The sequence below is a fragment of the uncultured Plantibacter sp. genome (assembly GCF_963518075.1).
Taxonomy (GTDB): domain Bacteria; phylum Actinomycetota; class Actinomycetes; order Actinomycetales; family Microbacteriaceae; genus Plantibacter; species Plantibacter flavus_A.
This window is the reverse complement of record NZ_CAUQHZ010000004.1, coordinates 211,884-235,194: the sequence shown is the minus strand read 5'-3', so window position 1 is coordinate 235,194 and position 23,311 is coordinate 211,884. Positions and strand designations below refer to the sequence as shown.

The following is a 23,311-nucleotide window of genomic DNA, read 5'->3' as shown; positions in this document are numbered from 1 at the left end:
GGGCGGATTCGAGAGCATCGTGTGCGCTCTCGCCGGCCGGATTCAAGTGTCGATGCGGTGGTCCTGGATCGACTCGTAGGTGACGCGGAGGGACTCGGCCGCGGCGTCGTAACGACGTTGGGCGACACGGATGAAGAGCAGGTCGACGAGCGCGAGCTGGGCGATGCGCGACGACATCGCACCCGAACGGTAACGGCTCTCCCTCGCCTGCGTCGCGAGGACGAGGTCGCACCGGCCGGCGATGGGGGAGTCGGGGAAGTTCGTGATGCACACGGTCGTCGCGCCGGCGGCCCGTGCGAGCTGCATCGCCTGCTCGGTCTCGACCGTGAGCCCGGAGTGCGAGATGCCGATGGCGACCCCACCGGGCCCGAGGAGGGCGGCCGAGGGCAGTGCGAGGTGGGCGTCGACGAAGGTGTTGGCCGGCATGCCGATCCGGTAGAGCTTCTGGTGGAGGTCCTGCGCCGTGAGGTTCGAGGACCCGAAACCGATGACGTCGATCCGTGGGGCGACGAGGAGGGCGTCGACGACCGCGTCCAGGGCGTCGCGGTCGAGTGAGCGGGCGGTGAGCTCGATCGCCTGCACCTCCTGGTAGGCGACCTTCGCGACGACCGTCTCGACCGAGTCGTCCGGGTCGATGTCGGCGTCGTCGACCTCGAACCGGTCACGCTCCGCCTGCTCGCGACTCGTGGAGGTCGCGACGGCGACCCGGAACTCCCGGTAGCCGGTGTACCCGATGGTCTGGCAGAACCGCGCGACGGTCGCCTGGGAGGTGCCGCACGCCTTCGCGAGTTCGGTGATGGTCAGCTCGACGACGAGCGAGGGGGTGCCGATGATGGTCTCGGCGACGCGCGTCTCGGCGGCGCTCAGACGAGGGATCGCCTGGCGGAGCACGAGCAGCGCGTCAGTGGACATCCGGTGCGGCCCCCGTCGGGTCTTCGACGGCGTGCGCTGCGATGGCCGCGCTGAGGGAGCCGTCGCCGCCACGGAGGCGGGCGACGGCTTCGTCTGCGGCGATGCCGGTCACGAGGACGAGGATAGCGGCCTTCACCCAGCCGTCCACGGATGCGAGCGTCTTCGCGGCCGTGGCGGCGTCGACGTCGGTCGCCAACATGACCGTGCGTTCCGCCCGCGCCCGCAGCTTCTCGTTCGTGGTGAGGAGGTCGACCATGAGGTTCCGGTACGTCTTCCCGAGCCGCACCATCGTGATCGTCGACAGCATGTTGAGCACGAGCTTCTGTGCCGTCCCCGCCTTCAGCCGGGTCGATCCCGTGAGGAGCTCCGGACCGACGACCGCCTCGATGCCGATGTCCGCGTCCCGGGCGAGCGGCGAGCCGGCGTTGCACGACAGGCCGATCGTGATCGCACCGATCGAGCGCGCGTACTCGAGGGCGCCCAGGACGTAGGGCGTGCGGCCGGACGCGGAGACCCCCACGACGGCGTCGTCCGCGGTGATCGACAGCGACTCCAGATCCGCCCGTCCGAGGTCGTCGCGGTCCTCGGCGTTCTCCACCGCCTGCTGGATGGCGCCCGGACCACCCGCGATGAGTCCGACGATGAGGCCGGGGTCGGTCCCGAACGTGGGTGGCGCCTCACTCGCATCGAGGATGCCCATCCGTCCGGCGGTCCCGGCGCCCAGGTAGACGAGTCGTCCGCCCCGGCGGAGGCGCTCGACGATCGCTTCGACGGCCTCGGCGATCTCGGGTTCCACTGCCGCGATGGCGTCGGGGACGGAACGGTTGTCCTCGTTCATCGCGGTGACGAGTTCCCGGGTGGAGAGGGCGTCGAGGTCGGGGTGTCGTTCGTTCACCTGCTCCGTCGAGAGCGTGGCGAGCTCCGCGCGGATGGTGTCGCGTTCGCCGGTCCCTGAGCCTGTCGAACGGTGGGCGGACGAAGCGTCCTCAGGCTGCGTGGACATCGTCGCGCACGACCCTTCCGTCGTAGGAGATCGCGGTGTCGAGTGCGACGAGTCTGGCTCCGTCGAGTGCGTCACCGCGGGGTGCGACGAGGTCGACGCCGACCTCGTGCAGGGCCGTCGCGAGATGTGCGGCGACGTAGGGGTGGGAGGCGATCCCGCCGACGACGCACACGGCACCCGTGCGGGCAGCGGCGGCGCTCACGGCGAGATGGGCGCAGGCGGCGTCGACGATGTCCGCGGCGACCGCGTCGCCCTCCTCGGCTCGGGTGATGACCGTGGGCGCGAAGGTGCCGAGTTGGCGGGCCGGTGCTCCGGTGCTCGAGACCCAGCGGGGGAGCGCGGGGATCGAGCCGATGAGCGCCTCGGCGTCGGCGAGCAAGGTGGTGGCGGGGCCGCGGCCGTCGAAGGCACGCATGCACGCCTCGAGGCCCTGCTGCCCGATCCACCGACCGCTGCCCTCGTCTCCGAGCCAGGGACCCCAACCGTCGATCTGCTCCACGGAGCCGTCGGCGTCGACGTCGAACACGACGGAGCCGGTGCCGGCGATGAGCACCGTGCCGGGACCACCGGCGAACGCACCGGCGTGGGCCGCGAGGGCGTCGTTCACGACGGCGATCGTCGCACCGAGCGCCAGACGCAGTTCGGCGGTGAACGCGGCGACCTCGTGCGGTGCCGCCTCCACCCCGGCGGCGCCGATCCCGACGTGCTCCACCTCGGCGAGGAGGTCTGCGGGAAGGTGCGCGACCGTTTCGAGGACTGCGCGGGCCGACAGCTCCGCGCCCTCGTGGTCGGCGAGGCCCGGTGCCCCGTGGCCGCGGGCCTCCGCGAGGACGATCAGGCCGTCGCCGGATCCGCTCGTGATGCGGGCGCGGCAGGAGGTCTTCCCGAGATCGATGGCGAGGACGGGCGCTGCGAGGTGGTTCATGATCCGTTCCGGTGGTGCTGGTCGTGCAGGTGGTGCGTCGGCGCCGCGGCGGAGGCCGCGGACAGGAGTTCGGTGACCCGGTCGGCGGACGCCCGGGAGGCTGCGAGCGTGTCGATCACCGGCAGGGGGAGGACGGCGTCCTCGGTGAGCGGCAGTCCGACGCTCACGACGACGGCGTCCGGCCGGACCAGCGCGACACGGTCCACCGCGAGCCGCTGCGGGGTGTCGCGGCCGAGGCGGTCTGCGAGGAGGACGACGCCGTCGTCGGCGGGGATCGTCTCGAGGAGGAGGGCCAGCTCATCGGAGGCGGGCGCCTCGGCATGCGGATCCGGTGTCCGGAGGCTCGGGCCGGCAGCGAGCCGGGCGACGGCGAACCGTTCGGCGAGCGATTCGGCGAACGGATCGTGGGCCGAGGCGACGGCGAAGGTCGGTCGGTCGCGGAGGTCGACGAGGGTGATCGCCGACGCTGCGATGGCGACGTCGCCCCGGACGCGCACGACCCGGCGGATGGCGTCGGAGAAGGGCCCTTCGACAAGCTCAGGGAGCGTGGACCGCTCGGGGACCGTGGACTGCTCGGGGAGCGTGGACCGCTCGGGGACCGGGGACTCCTCGGGGACCGACTCCCCGGTCCCTGAGCCTGTCGAAGGGCTGACGGACCGTGCGAGCCACGCCACCCGGGCGGCCGCGCGCTCGACGATCGTTCGATCGAGCTCACCGTCGGCCACCGCGGCGCAGACCGCCTCGAACACCTCGAGGTAGTCGTCCTCGTCGGTCGTCGCGCCCTGCTTCGGCCCGAGGTTGGACGGGTTGCCGATGCAGAGCAGATCGACACCGGCCTGGAGGGCGAGGACCGCCCCGCGTCCGGAGCCGGTGGTGGAACGGATGGCCGCCATGTCGAGTGCATCGGAGATGATGACACCGTCGAAGCCGCTCTCGCGCAGCCGGCGGAGGGGGATCGGGTTGAGTGTCGCCGGGGCGTCACCGAACGCCGGGACGACGATGTGGGCGGTCATGACACTCGCGACGCCGGCGGCGATCGCCGCGTCGAACGGTGGCAGATGCTCGGCTTCGAGCTCCGCCAGGTCCAGGTCGATGCGGGGCAGATCCAGGTGCGAGTCGCTCGCCGTGTCGCCGTGTCCGGGGTAGTGCTTGACGCACGCGGCGACCCCGCCGGTCTGCAATCCGTCGACCATCGCGGCGACGTGGCGGGAGACGAGGTCGGCGGTGGGTCCGAACGAGCGCACCCCGATGACCGGGTTCGCGGGGTTGGTGTTCACGTCGGCGACGGGCGCGAGTGCGACGTTCGCCCCGGCCGCGTGGAGCCGCTCGGCGAGTGCCGAACCCACCGCGCGCGTCGTCTCGACATCGTCGAGTGCACCGAGCTGCGCATGCCCGGGCAGGGTGGAACCCGTCTGCGCCTCGAGGCGGGAGACGTTGCCGCCCTCCTCGTCGACGCCGATGAGGACCTCGGGCCGGTGGACGCGGAGTTCGGCCGACAGCGCCGCGACCTCCGCCGGGTCCGAGGAGAGGTTCTGCCCGAAGTACACGACGCCCGCGAGGCCGCCGTCCAGTTCGCGCAGCAGCCAATCCGGGGCGGTCCGGCCGAGGAACCCCGGCCAGAGGACGCCCCGGACGAGCCGCGCGACGTCTGGGTCGATCATCCCTTCACCGCTCCGGACACCAGTCCGCCGGAGAGGCGGCGCTGCACGAGGATGAAGAAGATCATGACCGGGATCGTGATGATGGTCGACGCCGCCATGACCGAACCCCAGTCGTTGGAGTTCAGGCCGAAGAACTGTTTGAGGCCGATGGCGACCGTGTAGTTCTCCGTCGAGCCGCCGAGCAAGGTCATCGCGAAGATGAACTCGTTCCAGGCCGTGATGAAGCTGAACACGCTCGTCGCGACGAGGCCCGGGGCCACGAGTGGGAGCATGATCGAGCGGAACATGCGCCACCAGCTGGCACCGTCGAGGAAGGCCGCCTCTTCGAGCTCCACCGGCACCGCCGCGACGAAGCCGCGGAGCATCCAGATGCCGAACGGCAGCGCGAGCGCGACGTACACGATGATGAGCCCGAGCAGGGTGTTGAGCAGCTGCAGGTCGCGGATCTGCACGAACAGCGGGATCACGAGCGCCTCGAGCGGCACCATCTGCACGACGAGGATCATGAGCAGCACCGCGGTGCGGAACTTGAACCGGAAGCGGGCGACCGCGACCGAGGCGAGGAGCGCGACGGCCGCCGAGATGAGCACGGTGGCGGCTGCCACGATCGCGGAGTTGCGGAGGAAGACGCCGAAGCCGCCGTCGGTCAGGACCGACTGGAAGTTCGTGAGCGACAGTTCCTTCGGGAAGAACGACTGGCCGCCGCTCGACGCCTGTGCGTCGAACGCGCTCGACAGCATCCAGTACGCCGGGAACAGCGTGAAGACGAGCAGCAGGGTGACGAGGATCGCCTTGACGGTGTTCGAGCGGATCTTCCGACCGCTCGCCTTCCGGTGCATCGGGACCTGCGGCGTGGCGGACCGGTCGATGCCCGGCTTCTGAGCCTGTCGACGGTCTGCGGTGGGGGCCGGAGCCTGGGTGGTCACAGTTCGTCCTCCTTCATGAGGGCGCGGATGTAGACGATCGTGATGCCGAGCAGGACGAGCGTCAACAGCACCGCGATCGCGGAGCCGAAGCCGTAGCGGTTCTGTCCGAAGGACTCCACGTACGACCACACGCCGAGGTTCAACACCTCGCGGTTCGAGCCGGAACCACCCGGCATGAGGTAGATCTGCGCGAACACCTTGAAGTCCCAGATGGTCGACAGGATGATCACGACCGAGAACACCTGACGCAGCGATGGGAAGGTGATCTGGAAGAAGCGACGGAACGCGCCCGCCCCGTCCATCTCGGCGGCTTCCAGCATCTCCTTGGACACGCCGAGCAGGCCGGCGAGGACGGTGATGGCCACGAAGGGGAAGCCGTGGTGGATCACGTTCAGCAGCGCGATGCCGTAGAACGTGAACTGGTTCGTGAACCAGTTGAAGGGCTCGTCCATGAGCCCGAGCCCCATGAGCGTCTGGTTGACGATGCCGCGGTCGGCGTCGAAGATCCAGACCCAGACGTAGGTGCCGGTGACGGCGGGCATCGCCCAGGCGACCATGATGGCGCTGCCGACGATGGTGCGCCAGAAGGAGCCGAGGTTCGCCATGAGGAGGGCGACGAGGGTGCCCAGGACGACGGTACCGATGACGGCCGCGGCGGCGAAGAGGACGGTGTTCGGGAGGACGACGGTCCAGAGGGTCGGGTCGGCGAAGACCTCGGCGTAGTTCGCGCCGCCGTTGAAGTTGGTGTCGCCGCTGACGATCTCGCGCAGGCCGTAGTCCTGCAGGGAGAACAGGACGACGCGGATGAGCGGCCAGAGGAGGAGCACGGCGAGGATGAGGAGCGCCGGCGTGAGCAGCAGCCAGGGGCGGGTGCGCATCAGGAGGCGCAGCCGCTTGGGGGAGGGGCCCCCGGCCACCCGCGAAGCGGGGGCTTCGCGGGTGACCGTGGGCGGGGTGAGGGTCGACACGATCGGCTACTTGCCGTTCATGATGTCGTCCATCTCCTTGGCGGCGTCGGTCGTCGCCTGGTCGACCGACTTGCTCCCGGAGAGGATGGCCTGGATCATCGCGTTGGTGGTCTTCTTCGCCTGCACCGCACCGAACTTCGGGGTCACGGGGAGGGAAGCGCCGCCGTCGACGAACTGCTCGGCGAAGGGCTTCACCAGCGGGTCGTCGCTCTCGGTCGAGTCGCTGAGGAGCGAGGTCTGGCCGGGGAAGTACCCGGTCTGCTCGGCCCACTCGGAGGCGAACTTGCCGGTGGTCATCATCTCGATGAACTGGAACGCGAGGTCCTTGTTCTTCGAGGTGTTGAACATGCTGAGGTGCGAACCGCCGAGCACGGAGGGCGACATGCCGCCGTCTTCACCCGGGATCGGGATGGCGGCGAACTTGCCCTCGAGCTCCGGGTTCTTCTGGACGATCGTCGCAGGGGTCCAGGAGCCCATGATCGCCATGGCGACCTTGTCCTGCACGAAGTTGTCGAGGACGTCGGTCTCCTTCCAGGTGGTGGCACCCGAGGAGGAGAGGTCGTACTTGGTGGCCAGGTCGGTCCAGAACTGGATGCCCTTGCGCGAGTCGTCGCTCGCGAGACCCGACTTCCAGGTGTCGCCGTCGAGCTCGGAGACCTCGCCGCCGGCGCCCCAGACCCAGGGGTACGCCGTGAACTCGGCGTCACCGGGGACGGGGAACGGGATCATGTCGGGCTTGGCGGCCTTGATCGCGGTGCCGGCGTCGATGATCTCCTGCCAGGTGGTCGGCGCCTTGAGGCCGAGCTCCTCGAAGACGTCGGTGCGGTAGACGATCGAGCGGACGCCGGCGTACCACGGCATGCCGTAGAGCTCGCCGTCGTAGGTGCCGGAGTCGGCGAGGCCCTTGACGAGGTCGTCCTTCAGGCCGGCCTTGTCGACGTAGTCGCCGATGGGGGCGAGGGCGCCGGCATCGGCGAACTCGGCCGTCCAGGTAGTGCCCGTCTCGGCGACGTCGGGGGTGGTGTTCCCGGCGATCGACGTCACGAAGCGGTCGTGGGCGTCGGCCCACTGCACGTACTCGACCTTGAGGGTGGCGCCGGTCTCCTTCTTGAAGGCCGAGCCGACCTCCTTGAAGAAGGCCTCGGAGTCTGGGTTGGTGCCCTGCATGATCCAGACGGTGAGCGTCTGGCCGTCTGCCGAGACGTCGCCTGAGCCGGAACCGCCACCGGCACAGGCGGTGAGGCCGAGTGCCGCGGTGGCGAGGACGGCCAGCGGAAGGGTGCGCTTGCGCATGGTGCTGCTCCTCGATTCTGGGATCGGGAGTCCGGGCCGTCGTTGGCCCGGGATCCGTGATGACCGGGAAACCGCGGTCGATCCCTGCTGTTTTCAGTGGGTGTGGAAACAGTATTCAATAAGTACAGGAAGCTTGCAAATATTTTCCAGCACTGCAACACGGTCGTTACCTGCGTGACGGACGTGTTTCGCGAAGCTGCGAGAACCGTGTGTGTGGATGGCGGTCGGCCACCGCCGTCGTCAGGCCGTGCGGAGGATGATCACGCGCATCGTCGCGGCGGCCCGCTCGCCGTCCTGCGCCTCGATCGCCGACGCGAGGTCCGTGTGCAACGCCGCGTCGTGGTGGTCGATGCCGTCGCCGGGCAGCTGGTCCACACGATCCCGGAGGGCCTCGTCGACGGCGTCGCCGACCCGGTCGAGGATCGGGTTCCCCGCCGCCCGTCGGATGAGGCGATGCAGCAGGAGGTCGGCCTCGAGGAACGCGATCGGATCCTGGCGAGCCGCCGCCGCGCGGAGTGCCTCGCTCGTCTCGCCGAGCTCACGGGCGTCGACGTCGCTGCGTCGCTCGGCCGCGAGCCGTGCCGACTCCGGCTCGGTCGCCGTACGGAGCTCGCGGATCGCGAGGAGGGTGGACTCCCGTCGTCCGCTCGCCAGCGCCCAGCGGAGCACTCGGGGCTGCAACCAGTCCCAGCTCGACGACGGCTGCACGGTGTGGCCGACGTGCGCCTTGCTGGTGAGGAGCCCGAGGCCGGTCAGCACGCGGGTGGCCTCGCGGACGACCGAGCGGGAGTGCCCCGCCCTGGCGACCAGCTCGTCCACCGTGCACACCGTGCCGGCGGGCAGTCCGCCGTCGACGATGTCGGTGCCGATCCGGTCGAGCGTGCGTTCGAAGGCCGATGTCCCCGGTGCGCGACTCACGCCCGTGCTGACGGACGGGTGGGGGAGATCACGAGTTCGTCGATCCGCACGTGCGGCGGGCCGTCGAGGATGAACCGCACGGCGCGGCCGATGTCCCCGGGCGTCAGCATCGTCTCGCGCGCCGACGCGTCCGGCACCTGCGGCCGCATGGAGAGGAACGGGGTGTCGACGTCGCCCGGGCAGAGGTGGGTGGCGCCGACGCCGTGGAGTCCCTCCTCCTCGTTGAGGGTCGCGCAGAGCGAGGCGAGCGCGGTCTTGCTCGCACTGTAGGCGACGCCACCCTTGGTCGAGAAGCGCCAGCCTGCGAAGGAGGAGATGACGACGATCCGTCCCTGCGCGTCGCGGATGGTAGGCAGCGCGAGGTCGATCGTGCGGGCGACCGAGGTGAGGTTGGTGTCGACGATCGCGGCGAACTCCGTCATCGTCTGGTCGTCCCACCGGCGCCGAGGTGCGTTCAGGCCCGCCGCGGTGACGAGGTCGTCGACCGGGCCGAGCTCGGCGACGATGCGTTCATGGGCTCGGGCGAGCGAAGCGGGGTCCGTCGCGTCGGCCTCCGCGTCGACGGCCACACCGCCGGCGGAGGTGACGGCTTCCACCGTCTCGAGGAGCGCCTCGCGCCGCCGCCCCGTCACGGCGACGCGCCATCCCGCCTCTGCGGCCGACACCGCCACGGCCTGTCCCATACCGCTGCCGCCACCCGTCACCCAGAGCACTCGATCCGTCATGGCGCCAGTGTAGCGAGCCGGGCGACCATAAGTATGTTTTACTCGCCTGGTGCGTACGCGGCCGTCGGCACCGGGTCGACGCGTCGAGGGTTGCGCTCGGACGACGGGAGACACCGATGCTGCTGGACCTGACGGACCGACGGGTGATCGTGACCGGAGGTGCTCGGGGGATCGGGCTCGCCCTCGTGGAGTCCTTCCTCGCCGAGGGGTCCCGCGTCGCGGTGCTCGACCTCGACGTCTCCTCCCTCGACGCGCTCGTGGCAACCCACCACGGTGGCCTCGTCGCCATCACGTGTGACGTGCGATCCGAGGACTCCGTGTCGCGCGCGGTCGCGGCGGCTGCCGCCGAGCTCGGAGGGATCGACGTCCTCGTGAACAACGCCGGGATCAACGTGCAGTCGTTGCTCGAGGAGACGAGCGACGCCGCGTGGACCAGGTGCTTCGACGTCAACGTCGGCGGCGTGTTCCGGGTGTCGAAGGCGGTCATCCCGTATCTGAAGGGACAGCGTTCCGGGCGCATCATCAACGCCGCGAGCTTCGCCGCGGTCATCCCGAGCGTCGGCAGCGCGGCCTACGCGGCGTCGAAGTCCGCGGTGGTGCAGCTCACCAGGGTCCTCGCGAGCGAGCTGGGACCGTGGGACATCACGGTGAACGCCTACGCCCCCGGCATGGTGCCGACGGCGATGAACGGTTTCGCCGAGCTCCCGACGGCGCAGCAGGACGAACTCCTCGACACACTCTCGGTGCGCCGTTGGGAGGAACCGGAGGACGTCGCGAACGTCGTCCGGTTCCTCGCGAGCGACCAGGCGGGCTACGTCACCGGTGCGCTGATCGACGTCAGTGGCGGCAAGTTCGCGACCCAGTTCCCAGCCCGCGCTCGCGTCTGATCAGGCTCCGGACCCGACGGGATCCGGGCGGTGGACCGGCCGGATTCACGGGTGGTGAAGCGACGGATGTCGGACCGACGCGCCCGGGAACGACGTTCCCAGGCCCGGATTCGCAGCCAGCGCGAAGGCCGCTTACGATACCGTGGACGGCACATCCGGAGGCCCGCTGCGCGGGTCGGCGGAGGGCCGTCGAGTGGGCTGACCGGGGCAGGTCCACAGCCGCAGGATCGTCGGGATCACCATCTGGAGCAGAGGAGTTCGGTCAGCCGTGGCTTCACGAGTGCACGAGTCGGAACGTCGCCGTTCGCGCGATGCGCGTCGAGGGCGCCACCGTGCCTCAGCCCAGATCGAACCCTTCACCCGCGGGTTCAGCGCCCTCGGTGAGCTGGCCGCGTCGGGCGCGCAGGTCAGCCTCCGGATCAACGACATCACCACCGGCGAGATGCTCATGTCGGCCGACGACCACGTCGTCGTGCCCACCGCCTCGATCGGCAAGGTCCTCCTCCTCATCGAGGTCGCGGCCCGCCTCGGCGACGCCGACTTCAGCGGCCTCACCATTCTCGACCGCGAGCCGCTCGACGCGGTCGCCGACTCCGGGATCTGGCAGCACCTCCAAGCGCCGTCCCTCCCGGTCGCCGACCTCGCGGCCCTCGTCGGCGCGACGAGCGACAACCTCGCCACGAACGTCCTGCTCCGCCACATCGGTCTCGACGCCGTCCGCCACCGTGCCGAGGAGATCGGGCTGAAGCGCACGGCCCTCCTCGACATCGTCCGCGACCACCGCGGCCCCGACAACGCACCGCAGCTCTCCGTCGGTTCCGCCCGCGAACTCGCCTGGCTGTTCCAGGCGCTCGCGACGGGCGAGATCGTCGACGCCACCACGAGCCGCCGGGTCCTGGCCTGGTTGTCGCTGAACACGGACCTCTCGCTCGTCGCCTCGGGCTTCGGGCTCGATCCGCTGGCCCACCGTGAGCCCGACCACGGCATCCAACTCTTCAACAAGACCGGATCCGGGGTCGGTGTGCGAGCCGAGGCGGGCATCCTCCGAGGCCCGAACGGCGCCGTGAGCTACGCCGTGTGCACGAGCTACGACGACACGGAGCTCGGCACGCGCCTCGGGGTGGTCGACGCCGTCCGGATCCTCGGCCAGGACCTCCTCGAGTACGTGCACTGAGCCGGTCTCGCTCCTCCGGTCCCTGAGCGTGTCGAAGGGCAGGATGCGGCTGTCGAACGCCCACTCAGTCGATGAGCCCCGCCGCCGCGAGGCGTTCCAGCACCTCACGCCCCGCGGGTGGGCAGCGGTCGAGTGACTCCGTGCCCACCCAGTGGACCGCGCTCACCTCGGCGGAGGGCGTCGGTGTCTCGTCCGTCTCGGCGGCGAAGACGTGCATCCGCACCAACCGGCCCTCGGGCTCGCCGTGCGCCTGCGTGACCACCGTGAACAACGGCGAGACCCGCGCCGGATCGATCTCGACCGCGACCTCCTCGCGTGCCTCCCGGACGGCGGCCTCGGCCGGCGTCTCGCCCGCGTCGATCTTCCCGCCGGGCATGTACAGGACGTCGCGACCGCGAGCCGTCACCATGAGGACCCGCCGTCCGCGGACGATCGCGACCGCGGACACGAGAATGTCGGGGAGCGGGCTGCCCGAGCCCGCGGGTGCACGGCTCACCGGTCGGCCGGGCTCTCGGGGTCCAGCGCGGGCCGCACCCGGTCGGCGAACCCGTCGACGGCGAGTTCCACGGCGTCCTTGAGTTCGTCCGTGCTGAGGATCACGAAGTGACCCGGCACCGGGAGGAGCACGTTCGTCGCTCCGGGCAGCACGCTGCTGGACGGCACGTGCGGGTCGAAGGTGCTGTAGATCGAGACGATGTCGGTGTTGACGTCGTGCGGGGCGCCGAGCGCGACGATGGTCTCGTCCGTCGGGAGGAACGCACGGAGGCTCGGGTCGACCACGTACTTCGCGAGCACCGATCCGGAGAACGGCGAGCAGATCGCGACGACCCCGAGCAGGCCCAGCCGCTCGCGTTCGGTGAGGAGCAGCTCCTTCCCGACGAGCCCTCCCTTGCTGTGCGCGACGATGACGCACCCTGCGGCGGGCTTCGGCAACCGCCCGAGCGCACGGGCGAAGCGGGCAGCCGTGTCGCGGATGGGTTTGCGGTTGTAGCCGAGGCCGCGCGCGATGCGGATCCGGTAGCCGTCGGCGTTCAGGCGGTCGGCCACCGGCTTCAGGAACGCCCAGGTCTCGTACACGCCGGGGATGAGGACGACGACCGGTCGACTCGCGTCGCCACGGGCGTACTCCTTCGGGATGCGCCCGCTGAAGAAGGCCCGCGTGTGCCAGACGACCGAGTGGACCCAGTCGGCGGCGACGATCCCGGCGATGGCCAGCGCGCCAGGTCGCTCGGCGACCGGCGGGGCGTCGGCGAGCGAGACGTCCTCGGCTTCCGCCACCGATTCCTCGTCCATCCGCACCCCCTCGTCCATCTTGCCACCGCCTCCGGTGCGCGCCGCGCGAGCCCAGTGGACATCAGGGATCGCGGGTTACCCTGTGTTGACAAGGCGACGGCACGCTGCAAGCATGAGTCCGTTCGTCGAACCCCTATGCGCGAGGTGCACCTTCATGACTGATCCGAACTCCGGCCAGCCGAACGACCCATACGGTCAGAGCCAGAACCCCCAGCAGCCGGCCTACGGCGAATCGCAGGTTCCGCCGGCTCCGCAGTACGGGGAACAGGCGCCGCAGTACGGTCAGCCCTCGCCCTACGGCGAGCAGTCGGGCCAGCAGGCTCCGCAGTACGGCGAGCAGCCCAAGTACGGCCAGCCGCAGGCTCCGTACGGTGAGCAGCAGAACCCCTACGGTCAGCCCGCCGCTCCCTACGGTCAGCAGCAGAACCCCTACGGTCAGCCCGCCGCTCCCTACGGTCAGCCCCAGGCCCCGTACGGCTACGCGCAGCCGACCGGCCCGAAGACGAACGTCATGGCGATCATCTCGCTCATCGCCCCGTTCGTCGGGTTCGGCGTCGTCGGCCTCGTGCTCGGCATCATCGCGCTCGGTCAGATCAAGCGCACCGGTGAGCAGGGCCGCGGCCTGGCCCTCGCCGGCACGATCGTGAGCGGCGTCTCGGTCCTCGTCGGTGTCATCTTCATCATCTTCTACGTCCTGCTCATCGCGGGCGCGATCGGTACCGCGAGCAGCTACAACTACGACTACTGATCCACGGCCTGCTCGGCAGGCGGATCATGACGGGCATCGGCATCGCGCCGGTGCCCGTTCGTCGTTCGAGCGCCCTCCGACAGGCTCAGCGACCAGACGGCTCAGTGGGGTCGGAAGCCTAGGAGGCGGAAGCTGCCGAATCGGTGTCGGCGACCGGAGCGACGACCGCCGGTGCCTGGGGGACCTCGATACCGAAGAGCGTCTGCAGCGCCGTCGTGTACGCGGCCTGCTCGCCGTTGCGGGCGAGGTTCCGCGCCCGCACCGTCGGTTCGTGCAGGAGCACGCCGGCGAGGTGACGCAGTGCGCGGGCGGTCGAGCCGTCGTCGTCGCCACGCGCGGTCGCACGGGCGACCTCAGCCTCGACGAGCGCGTGCACGTGGCTGCGGAGGGCGACGACGGCGGGCTCGAGGCTGCGCTCCTCGCCGACCGCGGCGAACTTCTGCGCGGCGCGGCTGACGATGGAGCGCGCGACCTCGGTGGCCTGCAGCTCCTCGAGCGGCGCGTGGATGCGGATGGTCTCGAGGTCGAGCAGGACGACACCGGAAACGGTGGAGACGTCGGGGTCGACGTTGCGCGGCAGGCCGAGGTCGATGACGAGCTGGGCCGAGGCGTGCGGCACCGGGCACTCGGCGGCGGCTTCGGTGATGACGTCGTGGACGAGGGCGGAGACCCCGGTGGGCTCGGGAGCGGCCGGGGTGACCAGTGAGAGCGTCGGTGCGTCCGTGGCGGCTGCGGCTCGTGCGCGGTGGTCGGCGGCGACGGCCGTGCGACCCGCGCGGAGCAGTTCGGCGTCGACGACGTGGCCCTCGGCGGTGGTGCAGGTCACGATGATGTCGACCTCACCGGTGGTGCGGGCGAGGTCGTCGTGTCCGATCCAGCCGATCTCGTGGGAGCGCGCGAACTTCTCGGCACGGCCGGAGGGCGAGTACACGAGGACGTCGGTGACGCCGCGGTCGCGGAGGGCGGCGAGGCTCGCGCCGGCGTACGCACCGGTGCCGACGAGCAACACGCGCTGCGTGGCCCAGTCGTCGATACGGCTCTCCGCGAGGTCCAGGGCGAGACGCACGATGGAGCGCCCGGCGCGACCGAGCGGCGTGCGGTTCTTGATGCCGCGGGAGGTCTGGGACGCGCGCTGGAACAGACGCTCGAGCTCGGAACTGGTGGTGCCACCGGCGCGAGCTGCCTCGAGGGAGCGCCGCACCTGGCCGGCGATCTCGCCCTCGCCGACGACGACGGACTCGAGTCCGGCCGACACGGCGAAGAGGTGCTCGGCGGCTGCGGTGCCGACGCTGAGGTCGAACACCTCCCGCAGCTGCTCGGCGGGGATGCCTGTGGTCTCGCTGACGGCCTCCGCAGCGGCCTCGAAGGCGACGGATGCGGCGGCGGTGACGGGCTCGTCGAGGTCGATGTACGCCTCGAACCGGTTGCAGGTGGCCACGACGACGGCACCCGAGACGCACTCGTGGTGCTCGACCAGGCGCGCGGCGACGCCCTCGGCACCGACTGAGAGTCGTTCGAGGAGGTCGAAGGTGGCGTTCTTATGGCTCGCCGTCACACACATGAGCACCCGACGAGTCTACCCGAGCGGGCACGTCGGCCTCTCCGGGAAGCCACCCAGGTGACCCTCACCCGATCGCACGCACGCCCCTCCCTCTCAGGGCGGAGATGGGAGGATGGAGGGGTGAGTCTCCCACCCGAACACCCCCTCGTCACCGGCGTGACCCGGTCGTCGCCGCTCATCACCGCGTACCGCGGCACCCGTCCCGAGCGGACGCCCGTCTGGTTCATGCGGCAGGCCGGCCGGTCGCTGCCCGAGTATCGCGAGTTGCGGATCGGGACGGCCATGCTCGACGCCTGCCTCGACCCGGCGATGGCGAGCGAGATCACCCTCCAGCCCATCCGACGGCACGGGACGGATGCGGCCATCTTCTTCAGCGACATCGTCGTGCCGTTGAAGCAGGCCGGCGTCGCGGTCGAGATCGTGCCGGGCCGTGGTCCCGTCATGGGGTCGGCGGTGCGGACGGCCGCCGAGGTCGACGCGCTCGTCGCGCTCGATCCCGCCGTCCTCGACGACACACTGGCGCCCATCCGCGAAGGCGTCGCGCTCACCGTCGCCGGGCTCGCGGGGATCGGCGACGGCCGCACGCCGCTCATCGGCTTCGCTGGCGCGCCCTTCACGCTCGCCGCCTACCTCGTCGAGGGCGGGCCGTCGAAGGACCACCTCGCCGCCCGCACCCTCATGCACGCCGACCCGGACTCGTGGGCCAAGCTCATGGCCTGGTGCGCGGACGTCACCGGTCGCTTCCTCCGCGCCCAGGTGCTCGCCGGCGCGTCGGCCGCGCAGCTCTTCGACTCGTGGGCGGGGGCGCTCTCCCTCGAGGACTACGAGCGTCACGTCGCCCCGGCCTCCCGGGCCGCGCTCGCGCACGTCGCCGACCTCGCCGTCCCGAAGGTGCACTTCGGCGTTGGGACCGGTGAACTGCTCGGCGCGATGCACCGGGTCGGCGCCGACGTGGTCGGGGTCGACTACCGGCTGGCGCTCGACGAGGGCATCCGACGTCTCGGTGGCGGCGTCCCCGTGCAGGGCAACATCGACCCGGCACTGCTCGCCGCCCCCTGGCCGGTCCTCGAGGCGCACGTCCTCGACATCCTCCAGCGCGGGACGGCGGCGCCGTCGCACGTCCTCAACCTCGGCCACGGGGTCCCGCCCGACACCGACCCGGACGTCCTGACCCGCATCGTCGCCCTCGCCCACGATTGGCAGCCCGCATGAGTCTCGAGCCGAAGCGTCTCGTCGTCATCGGCGGTGGTGTGGCCGGACTCGTCGGCGCGGTCGACTGCGCCAAGGTCGGCATCTCGGTCACGGTCGTCGATGCGCAGGAGTCGTTCGGTGGTGCGCTCGCGGCCGCGGAGGTCGCGGGTCTCCGCGTCGACGTCGGTGCCGAGAGCTTCGCGACGCGCGGTGGCTCGGTCGTCGAGCTCATCGAGCAGCTGGGCTTGACCGACCGCGTCGTGCGTCCCAACCGGGCGGGGGCTTGGTTGCACGTCGCCAAGCCCGGACAGCCGCAGCGGAGTGTCCCGCTCCCCAAGGCGGGACTGCTGGGCATCCCGACGAACCCCCTCGCGGACGACGTCCGTCGGGTCATCGGTTGGAAGGGTGCCCTGCGCGCCTATCTCGACCGCATCCGCCCGCCGCTCACGATCGGCACCGAGCACAACCTCGGTGCGCTCGTCAGGAAGCGCATGGGCGCGGCCGTCCACGACCTCCTCGTCGCACCGGTCACCTCGGGCGTCTACTCGGCGGCTCCGGACGACCTCGACGTCGACCGCGCGGCTCCTGGACTGAACGCCGCGCTGACCCGCACCGGGGCGCTGTCCCTCGCCGTCGCGGCCCTCCGGGAGAACGCGCCCGCCGGTGCCGCGGTCGGCGGCCTCGACGGTGGCATGACCGTCCTCGTCGAGGGATTGACCGCGGAGCTCGAGCGGTGGGGGTCGACGCTCATCACCGGCGTCGCCGTCACGGCGATCTCCCGGAACCCGTTCGACATCGACGTGGACGGACCGGGTGTCGGCCTCGGCGACGCCGGCCTCCCGCGGATGAGCGAGCGTCCCGCCGCCGCGGGCGCGTCGAAGGCCCCCTGGTACGTCGCCCTGACCGACGGTCGGGTGCTCGAGGCCGATCTCGTCCTCATCGCGACGCCCGAGCAGCCGGCCCGCAACCTGCTGGCCGACGTCGGGCCGGCGCTCCGCGACCTCCCCGCCGCCGGCGACGATGCGGGCGACCCGGTCCTGCCCGCGCCGATCGAACTCGTGACGATCGTGCTCGACGAACCGGCACTCGACGCCGCACCGCGTGGCTCCGGGCTGCTCGTCGCACCCGGCTCCACGCTCCACGCCAAGGCGCTCACCCACGCGACGGCGAAGTGGGCCTGGCTCGCCGACCGCGCGAAGGAGCATGGCGAGCACCGCCACGTCGTCCGCCTGTCCTTCGGCCGTCAGGGCGAGGCCGACGCGACGAGCGCGTTGACCGACGAGGAGCTGCTCTCGACGGCATTGCACGACGCGTCCGCGATGCTCGGCGTCCAGCTCGACCCGGGCAGCGTCCGCGGCTTCCACCGCATCTCCTGGACGGGGACGCAACCGACCGCCGCGCGCGGCCAGCGTGAACGCTCGACGGCCATCCGGGAAGCGGTGGCCGAGGTGCCCGACCTCGCGGTCACGGGTGCCTGGTTGTCGGGGACGGGGCTCGCCTCGGTGGTCCCCGACGCCCACGAGGCGGCGGCACGACTCCGCCATCAGGCGCTGCAGCGGTAGACGCGCCCATATGCCCGACCCGGCATCTTTTCCTGTCAACCCCCGACCGGATGGTGGCGTGGGAGTGACACCCGACTACGCTGGTCCCGTTGGATGCAGCATCACAGCACCACTCGAACAGACGGAGGCGCCATGAAGGGCAAGGTCATGTTCGTCGTCGGTGGGCTCACGGGCTACGTGCTCGGTACCCGCGCCGGACGCGAACGCTACGAGCAGATCAAGACGCAGTGGGTCAAGCTGTGGAACGCGAAGCCGGTGCGCGCGCAGCGCGGCAAGGTCGAGGACTTCGCGAAGGCACGCATCAGTGAGGTCCCCGCGGCTCTGTGGAGCGGCGTCAGCGCCGTCGCGAAGGTCGTCAGCCAGCAGGGTTCGACGCCCGGCCAGAAGCTCGACAAGGCCATCTCGAAGACCGAGGACACCGTCCAGGACGTGTCCGAGACGGTCAAGGACGCCCGCACGGCCTCCGGCACCTCGACGTCGTCGGCCTCGAAGCCCGCAGTGCGGAAGCCTGCCGCGCCCAAGACGACGGCACCGAAGCCCAAGAGCGGCGAGTAGCACCGACGATGCCGTTCATGAGTGACCGCAACCGCTCGGAGCCGCGCTACGACAAGCGCGACGAGTCCCTCCTGACCCTCGTCGGCCAGCTGCCGGGGGTCGTCTCGAACCTGGTCAAGGCCGAGATCGCCAACCTCAAGACGCAGCTCGCCCACAAGGGCAAGTACGCGGGTATCGGCGCGGCCTTCGTCGCCGGTGCCGCGGTGTTCCTCTTCTTCGCGGTCGGCGTGCTCGTCGCTGTACTGATCCTCGCGCTCGCGCTCGTCATGCCCTCGTGGCTGGCGGCGCTCTGCGTCTTCGTGCTCTTCGTCCTCGTCGCTGCGGTCCTCGTACTGATCGCGCTGCGCTACTTCAAGAAGATCAACGAGGACCCGAGCCCGATGGACAACGTGAAGGAAGACATCAAGGCAGTGAAGGGACTCGGCGAGTATGACCGTTGACCAGTTCCCGGGGGCGACGCCCTCGCCCGAGCAGGCTCGTGCCGAGCTCGTCGCCACACTGAACGCGATCGAGGACAAGCTCAACGTCCCGAAGCAGGTGCACCGCGCCAAGCGTCGTGCCATCGTGCAGATCGCGACCGTCAAGGTCGAACGCCCGGCGGTCTTCTACGCCGGTGTCGCGGGCCTCGCCGGTGCGGCGGGGCTGGCCGTATGGGGCATCGTCCGCGCCATCGTGCGCTGACGCGTCCCGCCGCCGGTCAGTCGCTCGGCGTGGCGACGCGCGTCATCGGGACGTGCACGATGTCGTCCTCCACATAGTCGGGGCCGCTGATCTCGAACCCGAACCGGCCGTACCAGTCGGCGAGGCGTTTCTGGGCGCCCATGCGGAGTTCCCGATGCCCGTGGTCGGCGACCGCGCGACGGATCAGTTCCGCGGCGAGACCTCGCCCGCGGGCGGTGAACGCCGTGGCCACCCGTCCGATCTCCGAGTGCTCGGCCTCGGTCAGGATCCGGATCGTCGCGAGCACCTCGTCGCCCTCCTGCGCCCAGGCGATGAGGGTCCCGTCCTCGATGTCGCGTCCGTCGAGATCGGCGAAGAGCGCCGTCTGCTCGACGACGAAGACGTCGACGCGGATCTTCAGCACACGGTAGAGCGTCACCGGATCCATCTCGGCCGCTCTGGCGACGTGGTACTGGACGGGAGGCTGCTCGCTGGTCATCACCCGACTGTATCGCCGGTGAGGCTGGGCTCGGTGTCAATCGTGACCTGCCCCTTTTGCCCATTCGACCGAACTGGGTGAGGATAGGACTATGACTCACCCGGCCTCTGCCGAGGCATCGCACCACCCGACCGACTCAGCCACCCCGACTGGCCCCTCAGGATTCACCCTCTGGGCTGTCCTGCGCCGCGAGCCGGCAAGTGCGCTGCCGCTCGGCGAAGAGCATGTCTCCGAACTCGAAGCATCCATCGCACTCGTCGAAGCCCAGGGCGTGACCCTGCGCGGGATCTACGACGTCTCCGGCCTCCGCGCCGACGCCGATCTCATGCTGTGGCTCCACGGCGACACCGCCGAGGGCCTGCAGGCCGGCCTCCGCGAGCTGCGCCGCACCGCCATCCTCGGTTCGCTGGCACCCACCTGGAACGCCATGGGCGTCCACCGCGACGCCGAGTTCAACCGGCAGCACGTCCCCGGGTTCCTCCGCGGCATCGAGCCGAAGGGCTGGCTCTGCCTGTACCCCTTCGTGCGCAGCTACGAGTGGTACCTCCTGCCGGAGGAGGAGCGTCGCAAGATGCTCGCCGAGCACGGCCGTCAGGGTGCGGCGTTCACGGGTGTGCTCGCCAACACCGTCGCCTCCTTCGCCCTCGGCGACTACGAGTGGCTCCTGCCGCTCGAGGCCGACGACGTCGTCGAACTCGTCGACCTCATGCGCGACCTGCGCAACACCGAAGCGCGCCGCCACGTGCGCGAAGAGGTGCCGTTCTTCACGGGCCGCCGTATCACGCCCGCCGAGGCATTGGAGGTGGTGCGCTGATGGCAGCCATGAACCTGGGGAGCACCGGAGCCGAGGCCCCCGAGCGCATCGTCCGCGGCGCGACCGACGCCGCAGCGGCCGGTCCTGAGCACGTCTCCGAGCCGACGGACTACGACGCCATCCTCCTCGCCGGCTTCGGCGGGCCCGAGGGCCAGGACGACGTCATCCCGTTCCTCCGCAACGTCACGCGCGGGCGCGGGATCCCCGAGGAGCGTCTCGAAGAGGTCGCCCACCACTACCGCCATTTCGGCGGCGTCAGCCCCATCAACGACCAGAACCGTGCGCTCAAGGCGGCCCTGGAGCTCGAACTCGCGTCCCGTGGCATCGACCTCCCGGTCCTCTGGGGCAACCGCAACTGGGATCCGTACCTGCGCGACGCGCTGACCGAGGCGCACGAGCGCGGCTTCACGAAGCTCATCGCGATCGCCACGAGCGCCTACTCCTCGTACTCGAGCTGTCGGCAGTACCGCGAGGACTTCGCGATCGCCGTCGACGAGACGAACCTCCAGGGCGAGATCCAGATCGACAAGGTGCGTCAGTTCTTCGACCACCCCGGCTTCGTGACCCCGTTCATCGACGGTGTCCGTGAGGCGATCGCCGAGTACCTGCGCGAACAGCCCGAGCTCTCCGCCGAGACGGAGATCGAGGTGCTCTTCGCGACGCACTCGATCCCCACCGGCGACGCCGCGCGCTCCGGCCCCGACTTCCGCGGCTTCGGCGACCACGGGGCGTACGAGGCCCAGCACCTCGCGGTGGCCGAGGTCGTCATGGCGAACGCCATCGACCAGCTCCGTGAGGCCGGTGTCCTCGGTGGCGCGGTCGGCAGCGGCGTCTCGGTGCCGTGGCAGCTCGTCTACCAGTCCCGGTCGGGCCCGCCCAGCATGCCGTGGCTCGAGCCCGACATCAACGACGCGATCGCCGAGCTGCCCGCCGCCGGCCGCAAGGCGATCGTCATCGTGCCGCTCGGCTTCGTGAGCGACCACATGGAGGTCATGTGGGACCTCGACAACGAGGCCATCGAGACGGCCGGTGAACACGGCCTGGCCGCCGTCCGCGTCCCGACGCCGGGCACCGCCGCCGCCTACGTCAAGGGACTCGTCGACCTCGTCCTCGAGCGCCGCGACGGCACGCCCGTCGAGGAACGACCGCACATGACCGACCTCGGCCCCTGGTACGACGTCTGCCGCCCCGGGTGCTGCGAGAACGCCCGGCTGGGCTTCAAACCGGCGTTCTCGGGGATCGCCCCATGACCCTTCGTATCGGAACCCGCGGCAGCGCCCTGGCGCTGGCGCAGACCGGTCATGTGGCCGACGCCCTCACGGCGGCCACCGGTGAGGACGTCGAGATCGTCACCGTCACGACGCAGGGCGACACGAGTCGTGAGTCGCTCTCCACCATCGGCGGGACGGGCGTGTTCGTCAACGCGCTCCGCGACGCCCTGCTCGACGGCGCGTGCGATCTCGTCGTGCACTCCTTGAAGGACCTGCCGACGGCTCCGGCCGAGGGCTTCACGATCGCCGCCATGCCGATGCGCGAGGATCCACGCGACGCCCTGTGCGCCTCGGACGACCGCTCGCTCGACGACCTGCCGCAGGGGGCCAGGATCGGCACCGGCTCACCGCGACGGATCGCCCAGCTGAAGCGCATCCGGCCCGACCTCGAGGTCGTCGACATCCGCGGCAACATCGACACCCGCCTGCGCCGCATCGACGACGACCTCGACGCCGTCGTCCTCGCGGCCGCCGGTCTCACCCGCCTCGGACGGCTCGACGCCGTCACCGGGCTCTTCGACCTCGACACCTGGCCGACCGCGCCGGGGCAGGGGGCGCTCGCGATCGAGTGCCTCGACGACGACGAGTCGTCCATCGCCGGTTCCATCGCGCTGCTCGACCACGCGCCGAGCCGATGGCAGGCCACGGCGGAACGGGCCGTGCTCCGTCGACTCGAGGCCGGTTGCTCGGCTCCCGTCGGCGCCGCAGCGTGGCTCGACGACGAGGACCTCGTGCTGCAGGCCGCCGTCTACTCGCTCGACGGCACCGAGATGATCCACCGGGAGAGCCGCGCGGAGGGGTTCTCCGGCGACGGACACGGGCGGGAGCTGCTGCAAGCGGCCGACGCGCTGGGAGTCTCGCTCGCGGACGAGCTCATCGAGGCCGGCGCAGCCGACCTCGCCCCCCTGGGAGGCGCTGCGTGAAGGACTGGACGAAGTCGAACACCGTTCCCACCGCCACCAAGCCGCTCGGCGGGTGGCGCGTCCTCGTGCCGCGCGGCGGTCCGTGGGGCGACTCGGTCGCCGGGACGGTCCGTGGCAAGGGTGGGTCGCCCGTCGTCGCCCCGATGATCAACTTCGCCAGCACGGACGACCCGGAGACCCTCGGGACCGCGCTCGCGGCGCTCGAGGCGGGCGAGTTCGACTGGCTCACCGTGACGAGCGCGACCACGGTCGACGTGCTGTCCTCGCAGCGGATCCGGATCCCCGAGACGACGAGGGTCGCCGCCGTCGGCGAGACCACCGCTGCCGCACTCACCGCCGTCGGCTACAGCGTCGACCTCGTTCCGGCGAAGGACAACTCCGCCAAGGGCATGGTGCAGGAGCTCACGGCGCTCGAACCGCACCCGAAGCGCATCCTCACACTCCGCTCGGCCATCGCCAAGCCGCTCCTCACGGAGGGCCTGATCGCCGCCGGGCACGACGTCCAGTCCGTCGTCGCCTACCGCACGGTCGGTGTCCCGGTCGCCGAGAAGATCGTCGCCGACGTCGCCAGCGGCCGGGTGCGTGCCATCCTCGTCACCTCGGGCAGCGTGGCGGAGCAGGTCCGTTCGCAGTTCCCCGAGATCCCCGAGAGCACCGTCATCGCCGCGATCGGACCCCGCACGGCTCGTGACGCCCGAGGCTACGGGCTCCGGGTCGACGTCGTGGCGGAGCAGCAGACGGTCGACTCGCTGATCGAGGCGATCGTGTCCGTGGCGCTCAGCCAGAAGCGCGACGAGGACGCCGGCGACGAGAACCGCTGACCGGCTCCACGCCCTGCGCGA

Annotated in this window: 25 protein-coding genes; 12 read left to right on the top strand and 13 right to left on the bottom strand. The window is 70.7% G+C overall.

The window, feature by feature from the left end:
- Window positions 1–42 precede the first annotated feature (42 nt).
- The 9 genes from RWN05_RS07860 to RWN05_RS07820 all read right to left on the bottom strand — a co-directional run bounded on the left by RWN05_RS07860 (window position 43) and on the right by RWN05_RS07820 (window position 9,331).
- Entirely contained in the window at window positions 43–912 is an 870-nt protein-coding gene (locus RWN05_RS07860) for a MurR/RpiR family transcriptional regulator (protein WP_071260469.1), read from the bottom strand.
- A complete protein-coding gene (gene murQ, locus RWN05_RS07855) occupies window positions 902–1,915 on the bottom strand; it encodes an N-acetylmuramic acid 6-phosphate etherase (RefSeq protein ID WP_314139169.1) in 1,014 nt (337 codons plus the stop codon). Before murQ ends, RWN05_RS07860 begins: the two co-directional genes overlap by 11 nt.
- Window positions 1,899–2,840 (bottom strand): BadF/BadG/BcrA/BcrD ATPase family protein, encoded by a 942-nt coding sequence (locus RWN05_RS07850; RefSeq protein WP_314139167.1) that lies wholly within the window; start codon window positions 2,838–2,840, stop codon window positions 1,899–1,901. Before RWN05_RS07850 ends, murQ begins: the two co-directional genes overlap by 17 nt.
- Window positions 2,837–4,501 carry a glycoside hydrolase family 3 N-terminal domain-containing protein gene (locus RWN05_RS07845; RefSeq protein WP_314139166.1) on the bottom strand — a complete coding sequence of 555 codons (1,665 nt, stop codon included), beginning with the start codon at window positions 4,499–4,501 and terminating at the stop codon, window positions 2,837–2,839. Before RWN05_RS07845 ends, RWN05_RS07850 begins: the two co-directional genes overlap by 4 nt.
- A complete protein-coding gene (locus RWN05_RS07840; protein ID WP_064294955.1) occupies window positions 4,498–5,340 on the bottom strand; it encodes a carbohydrate ABC transporter permease in 843 nt (280 codons plus the stop codon). The genes RWN05_RS07845 and RWN05_RS07840 overlap by 4 nt, the downstream gene beginning before the upstream one ends.
- Before the next feature lie 83 nt (window positions 5,341–5,423).
- Entirely contained in the window at window positions 5,424–6,395 is a 972-nt protein-coding gene (locus RWN05_RS07835; RefSeq protein WP_369808448.1) for a carbohydrate ABC transporter permease, read from the bottom strand.
- A 6-nt stretch (window positions 6,396–6,401) separates the two neighbouring features.
- The gene (locus RWN05_RS07830) at window positions 6,402–7,688 is read right to left on the bottom strand and encodes a sugar ABC transporter substrate-binding protein (RefSeq protein ID WP_064294926.1); all 1,287 of its coding nucleotides are present in this window, start codon (window positions 7,686–7,688) and stop codon (window positions 6,402–6,404) included.
- Window positions 7,689–7,928: 240 nt separating this feature from the next.
- Entirely contained in the window at window positions 7,929–8,606 is a 678-nt protein-coding gene (locus RWN05_RS07825) for an FCD domain-containing protein (RefSeq protein ID WP_314139164.1), read from the bottom strand.
- A complete protein-coding gene (locus RWN05_RS07820; RefSeq protein ID WP_064294924.1) occupies window positions 8,603–9,331 on the bottom strand; it encodes an SDR family oxidoreductase in 729 nt (242 codons plus the stop codon). Before RWN05_RS07820 ends, RWN05_RS07825 begins: the two co-directional genes overlap by 4 nt.
- Window positions 9,332–9,447: 116 nt before the next feature.
- Here RWN05_RS07820 and RWN05_RS07815 point away from each other — a divergent pair, with 116 nt between their 5' ends.
- Window positions 9,448–10,218, top strand: coding sequence for an SDR family NAD(P)-dependent oxidoreductase (locus tag RWN05_RS07815; RefSeq protein ID WP_079003608.1), 771 nt, complete (start codon window positions 9,448–9,450; stop codon window positions 10,216–10,218).
- A gap of 268 nt (window positions 10,219–10,486) precedes the next feature.
- Window positions 10,487–11,392: a serine hydrolase gene (locus RWN05_RS07810; RefSeq protein WP_064294922.1), complete on the top strand. Its 906-nt coding sequence runs from the start codon at window positions 10,487–10,489 to the stop codon at window positions 11,390–11,392.
- Window positions 11,393–11,456: 64 nt separating this feature from the next.
- Here the strand turns inward: RWN05_RS07810 and RWN05_RS07805 are convergent, their stop codons facing one another.
- A complete protein-coding gene (locus RWN05_RS07805; protein ID WP_240555587.1) occupies window positions 11,457–11,888 on the bottom strand; it encodes an NUDIX domain-containing protein in 432 nt (143 codons plus the stop codon).
- Window positions 11,885–12,685 carry a triacylglycerol lipase gene (locus RWN05_RS07800; protein ID WP_139205363.1) on the bottom strand — a complete coding sequence of 267 codons (801 nt, stop codon included), beginning with the start codon at window positions 12,683–12,685 and terminating at the stop codon, window positions 11,885–11,887. Before RWN05_RS07800 ends, RWN05_RS07805 begins: the two co-directional genes overlap by 4 nt.
- 154 nt (window positions 12,686–12,839) lie before the next feature.
- On the opposite strand from RWN05_RS07800, the gene RWN05_RS07795 reads away from it, so the two are divergent.
- Window positions 12,840–13,433 (top strand): DUF4190 domain-containing protein, encoded by a 594-nt coding sequence (locus tag RWN05_RS07795; protein ID WP_064294920.1) that lies wholly within the window; start codon window positions 12,840–12,842, stop codon window positions 13,431–13,433.
- 118 nt (window positions 13,434–13,551) lie between these two features.
- On the opposite strand, the gene RWN05_RS07790 is transcribed toward RWN05_RS07795, so the two are convergent.
- Window positions 13,552–14,994 carry a glutamyl-tRNA reductase gene (locus RWN05_RS07790; RefSeq protein ID WP_240555839.1) on the bottom strand — a complete coding sequence of 481 codons (1,443 nt, stop codon included), beginning with the start codon at window positions 14,992–14,994 and terminating at the stop codon, window positions 13,552–13,554.
- A 120-nt stretch (window positions 14,995–15,114) separates the two neighbouring features.
- On the opposite strand from RWN05_RS07790, the gene hemE reads away from it, so the two are divergent.
- The 5 genes from hemE to RWN05_RS07765 all read left to right on the top strand — a co-directional run bounded on the left by hemE (window position 15,115) and on the right by RWN05_RS07765 (window position 18,983).
- Window positions 15,115–16,206 carry a uroporphyrinogen decarboxylase gene (hemE, locus tag RWN05_RS07785; protein WP_064294918.1) on the top strand — a complete coding sequence of 364 codons (1,092 nt, stop codon included), beginning with the start codon at window positions 15,115–15,117 and terminating at the stop codon, window positions 16,204–16,206.
- On the top strand, window positions 16,203–17,747 hold the full coding sequence (locus RWN05_RS07780) for an NAD(P)/FAD-dependent oxidoreductase (RefSeq protein ID WP_071260460.1): 1,545 nt from the start codon (window positions 16,203–16,205) through the stop codon (window positions 17,745–17,747). The genes hemE and RWN05_RS07780 overlap by 4 nt, the downstream gene beginning before the upstream one ends.
- 132 nt (window positions 17,748–17,879) lie before the next feature.
- Window positions 17,880–18,302, top strand: a complete 423-nt coding sequence (locus RWN05_RS07775; protein WP_064294916.1) for a hypothetical protein — start codon at window positions 17,880–17,882, stop codon at window positions 18,300–18,302.
- Window positions 18,303–18,319: 17 nt separating this feature from the next.
- A complete protein-coding gene (locus tag RWN05_RS07770) occupies window positions 18,320–18,742 on the top strand; it encodes a phage holin family protein (protein ID WP_064294953.1) in 423 nt (140 codons plus the stop codon).
- A complete protein-coding gene (locus RWN05_RS07765; protein ID WP_064294915.1) occupies window positions 18,732–18,983 on the top strand; it encodes a DUF3618 domain-containing protein in 252 nt (83 codons plus the stop codon). Before RWN05_RS07770 ends, RWN05_RS07765 begins: the two co-directional genes overlap by 11 nt.
- Window positions 18,984–18,999: 16 nt before the next feature.
- Here the strand turns inward: RWN05_RS07765 and RWN05_RS07760 are convergent, their stop codons facing one another.
- Window positions 19,000–19,461 carry a GNAT family N-acetyltransferase gene (locus RWN05_RS07760; protein WP_064294914.1) on the bottom strand — a complete coding sequence of 154 codons (462 nt, stop codon included), beginning with the start codon at window positions 19,459–19,461 and terminating at the stop codon, window positions 19,000–19,002.
- A 91-nt stretch (window positions 19,462–19,552) separates the two neighbouring features.
- On the opposite strand from RWN05_RS07760, the gene hemQ reads away from it, so the two are divergent.
- Genes hemQ through RWN05_RS07740 form a run of 4 tightly spaced genes read left to right on the top strand, consistent with a single transcriptional unit; the run spans window position 19,553 to window position 23,290 of the window.
- Window positions 19,553–20,275, top strand: a complete 723-nt coding sequence (gene hemQ, locus RWN05_RS07755; protein ID WP_064294913.1) for a hydrogen peroxide-dependent heme synthase — start codon at window positions 19,553–19,555, stop codon at window positions 20,273–20,275.
- Window positions 20,275–21,525: a ferrochelatase gene (locus RWN05_RS07750; RefSeq protein WP_064294912.1), complete on the top strand. Its 1,251-nt coding sequence runs from the start codon at window positions 20,275–20,277 to the stop codon at window positions 21,523–21,525. The genes hemQ and RWN05_RS07750 overlap by 1 nt, the downstream gene beginning before the upstream one ends.
- A complete protein-coding gene (hemC, locus tag RWN05_RS07745) occupies window positions 21,522–22,469 on the top strand; it encodes a hydroxymethylbilane synthase (RefSeq protein ID WP_064294911.1) in 948 nt (315 codons plus the stop codon). Before RWN05_RS07750 ends, hemC begins: the two co-directional genes overlap by 4 nt.
- Window positions 22,466–23,290: a uroporphyrinogen-III synthase gene (locus RWN05_RS07740; RefSeq protein WP_071260454.1), complete on the top strand. Its 825-nt coding sequence runs from the start codon at window positions 22,466–22,468 to the stop codon at window positions 23,288–23,290. The genes hemC and RWN05_RS07740 overlap by 4 nt, the downstream gene beginning before the upstream one ends.
- Window positions 23,291–23,311: the final 21 nt, after the last annotated feature.

What these genes read in the sequence shown, in the direction of transcription:
- RWN05_RS07860 (WP_071260469.1), bottom strand. Translation starts at nt 912, where the DNA reads ATGTCCACTGACGCGCTGCTCGTGCTCCGCCAGGCGATCCCTCGTCTG.
- murQ (WP_314139169.1), bottom strand. Translation starts at nt 1,915, where the DNA reads ATGTCCACGCAGCCTGAGGACGCTTCGTCCGCCCACCGTTCGACAGGC.
- RWN05_RS07850 (WP_314139167.1), bottom strand. Translation starts at nt 2,840, where the DNA reads ATGAACCACCTCGCAGCGCCCGTCCTCGCCATCGATCTCGGGAAGACC.
- RWN05_RS07845 (WP_314139166.1), bottom strand. Translation starts at nt 4,501, where the DNA reads ATGATCGACCCAGACGTCGCGCGGCTCGTCCGGGGCGTCCTCTGGCCG.
- RWN05_RS07840 (WP_064294955.1), bottom strand. Translation starts at nt 5,340, where the DNA reads ATGCACCGGAAGGCGAGCGGTCGGAAGATCCGCTCGAACACCGTCAAG.
- RWN05_RS07830 (WP_064294926.1), bottom strand. Translation starts at nt 7,688, where the DNA reads ATGCGCAAGCGCACCCTTCCGCTGGCCGTCCTCGCCACCGCGGCACTC.
- RWN05_RS07820 (WP_064294924.1), bottom strand. Translation starts at nt 9,331, where the DNA reads ATGACGGATCGAGTGCTCTGGGTGACGGGTGGCGGCAGCGGTATGGGA.
- RWN05_RS07815 (WP_079003608.1), top strand. Translation starts at nt 9,448, where the DNA reads ATGCTGCTGGACCTGACGGACCGACGGGTGATCGTGACCGGAGGTGCT.
- RWN05_RS07800 (WP_139205363.1), bottom strand. Translation starts at nt 12,685, where the DNA reads ATGGACGAGGAATCGGTGGCGGAAGCCGAGGACGTCTCGCTCGCCGAC.
- RWN05_RS07795 (WP_064294920.1), top strand. Translation starts at nt 12,840, where the DNA reads ATGACTGATCCGAACTCCGGCCAGCCGAACGACCCATACGGTCAGAGC.
- RWN05_RS07790 (WP_240555839.1), bottom strand. Translation starts at nt 14,994, where the DNA reads ATGTGTGTGACGGCGAGCCATAAGAACGCCACCTTCGACCTCCTCGAA.
- RWN05_RS07780 (WP_071260460.1), top strand. Translation starts at nt 16,203, where the DNA reads ATGAGTCTCGAGCCGAAGCGTCTCGTCGTCATCGGCGGTGGTGTGGCC.
- RWN05_RS07775 (WP_064294916.1), top strand. Translation starts at nt 17,880, where the DNA reads ATGAAGGGCAAGGTCATGTTCGTCGTCGGTGGGCTCACGGGCTACGTG.
- RWN05_RS07770 (WP_064294953.1), top strand. Translation starts at nt 18,320, where the DNA reads ATGAGTGACCGCAACCGCTCGGAGCCGCGCTACGACAAGCGCGACGAG.
- RWN05_RS07765 (WP_064294915.1), top strand. Translation starts at nt 18,732, where the DNA reads ATGACCGTTGACCAGTTCCCGGGGGCGACGCCCTCGCCCGAGCAGGCT.
- RWN05_RS07760 (WP_064294914.1), bottom strand. Translation starts at nt 19,461, where the DNA reads ATGACCAGCGAGCAGCCTCCCGTCCAGTACCACGTCGCCAGAGCGGCC.
- hemQ (WP_064294913.1), top strand. Translation starts at nt 19,553, where the DNA reads ATGACTCACCCGGCCTCTGCCGAGGCATCGCACCACCCGACCGACTCA.
- RWN05_RS07750 (WP_064294912.1), top strand. Translation starts at nt 20,275, where the DNA reads ATGGCAGCCATGAACCTGGGGAGCACCGGAGCCGAGGCCCCCGAGCGC.
- hemC (WP_064294911.1), top strand. Translation starts at nt 21,522, where the DNA reads ATGACCCTTCGTATCGGAACCCGCGGCAGCGCCCTGGCGCTGGCGCAG.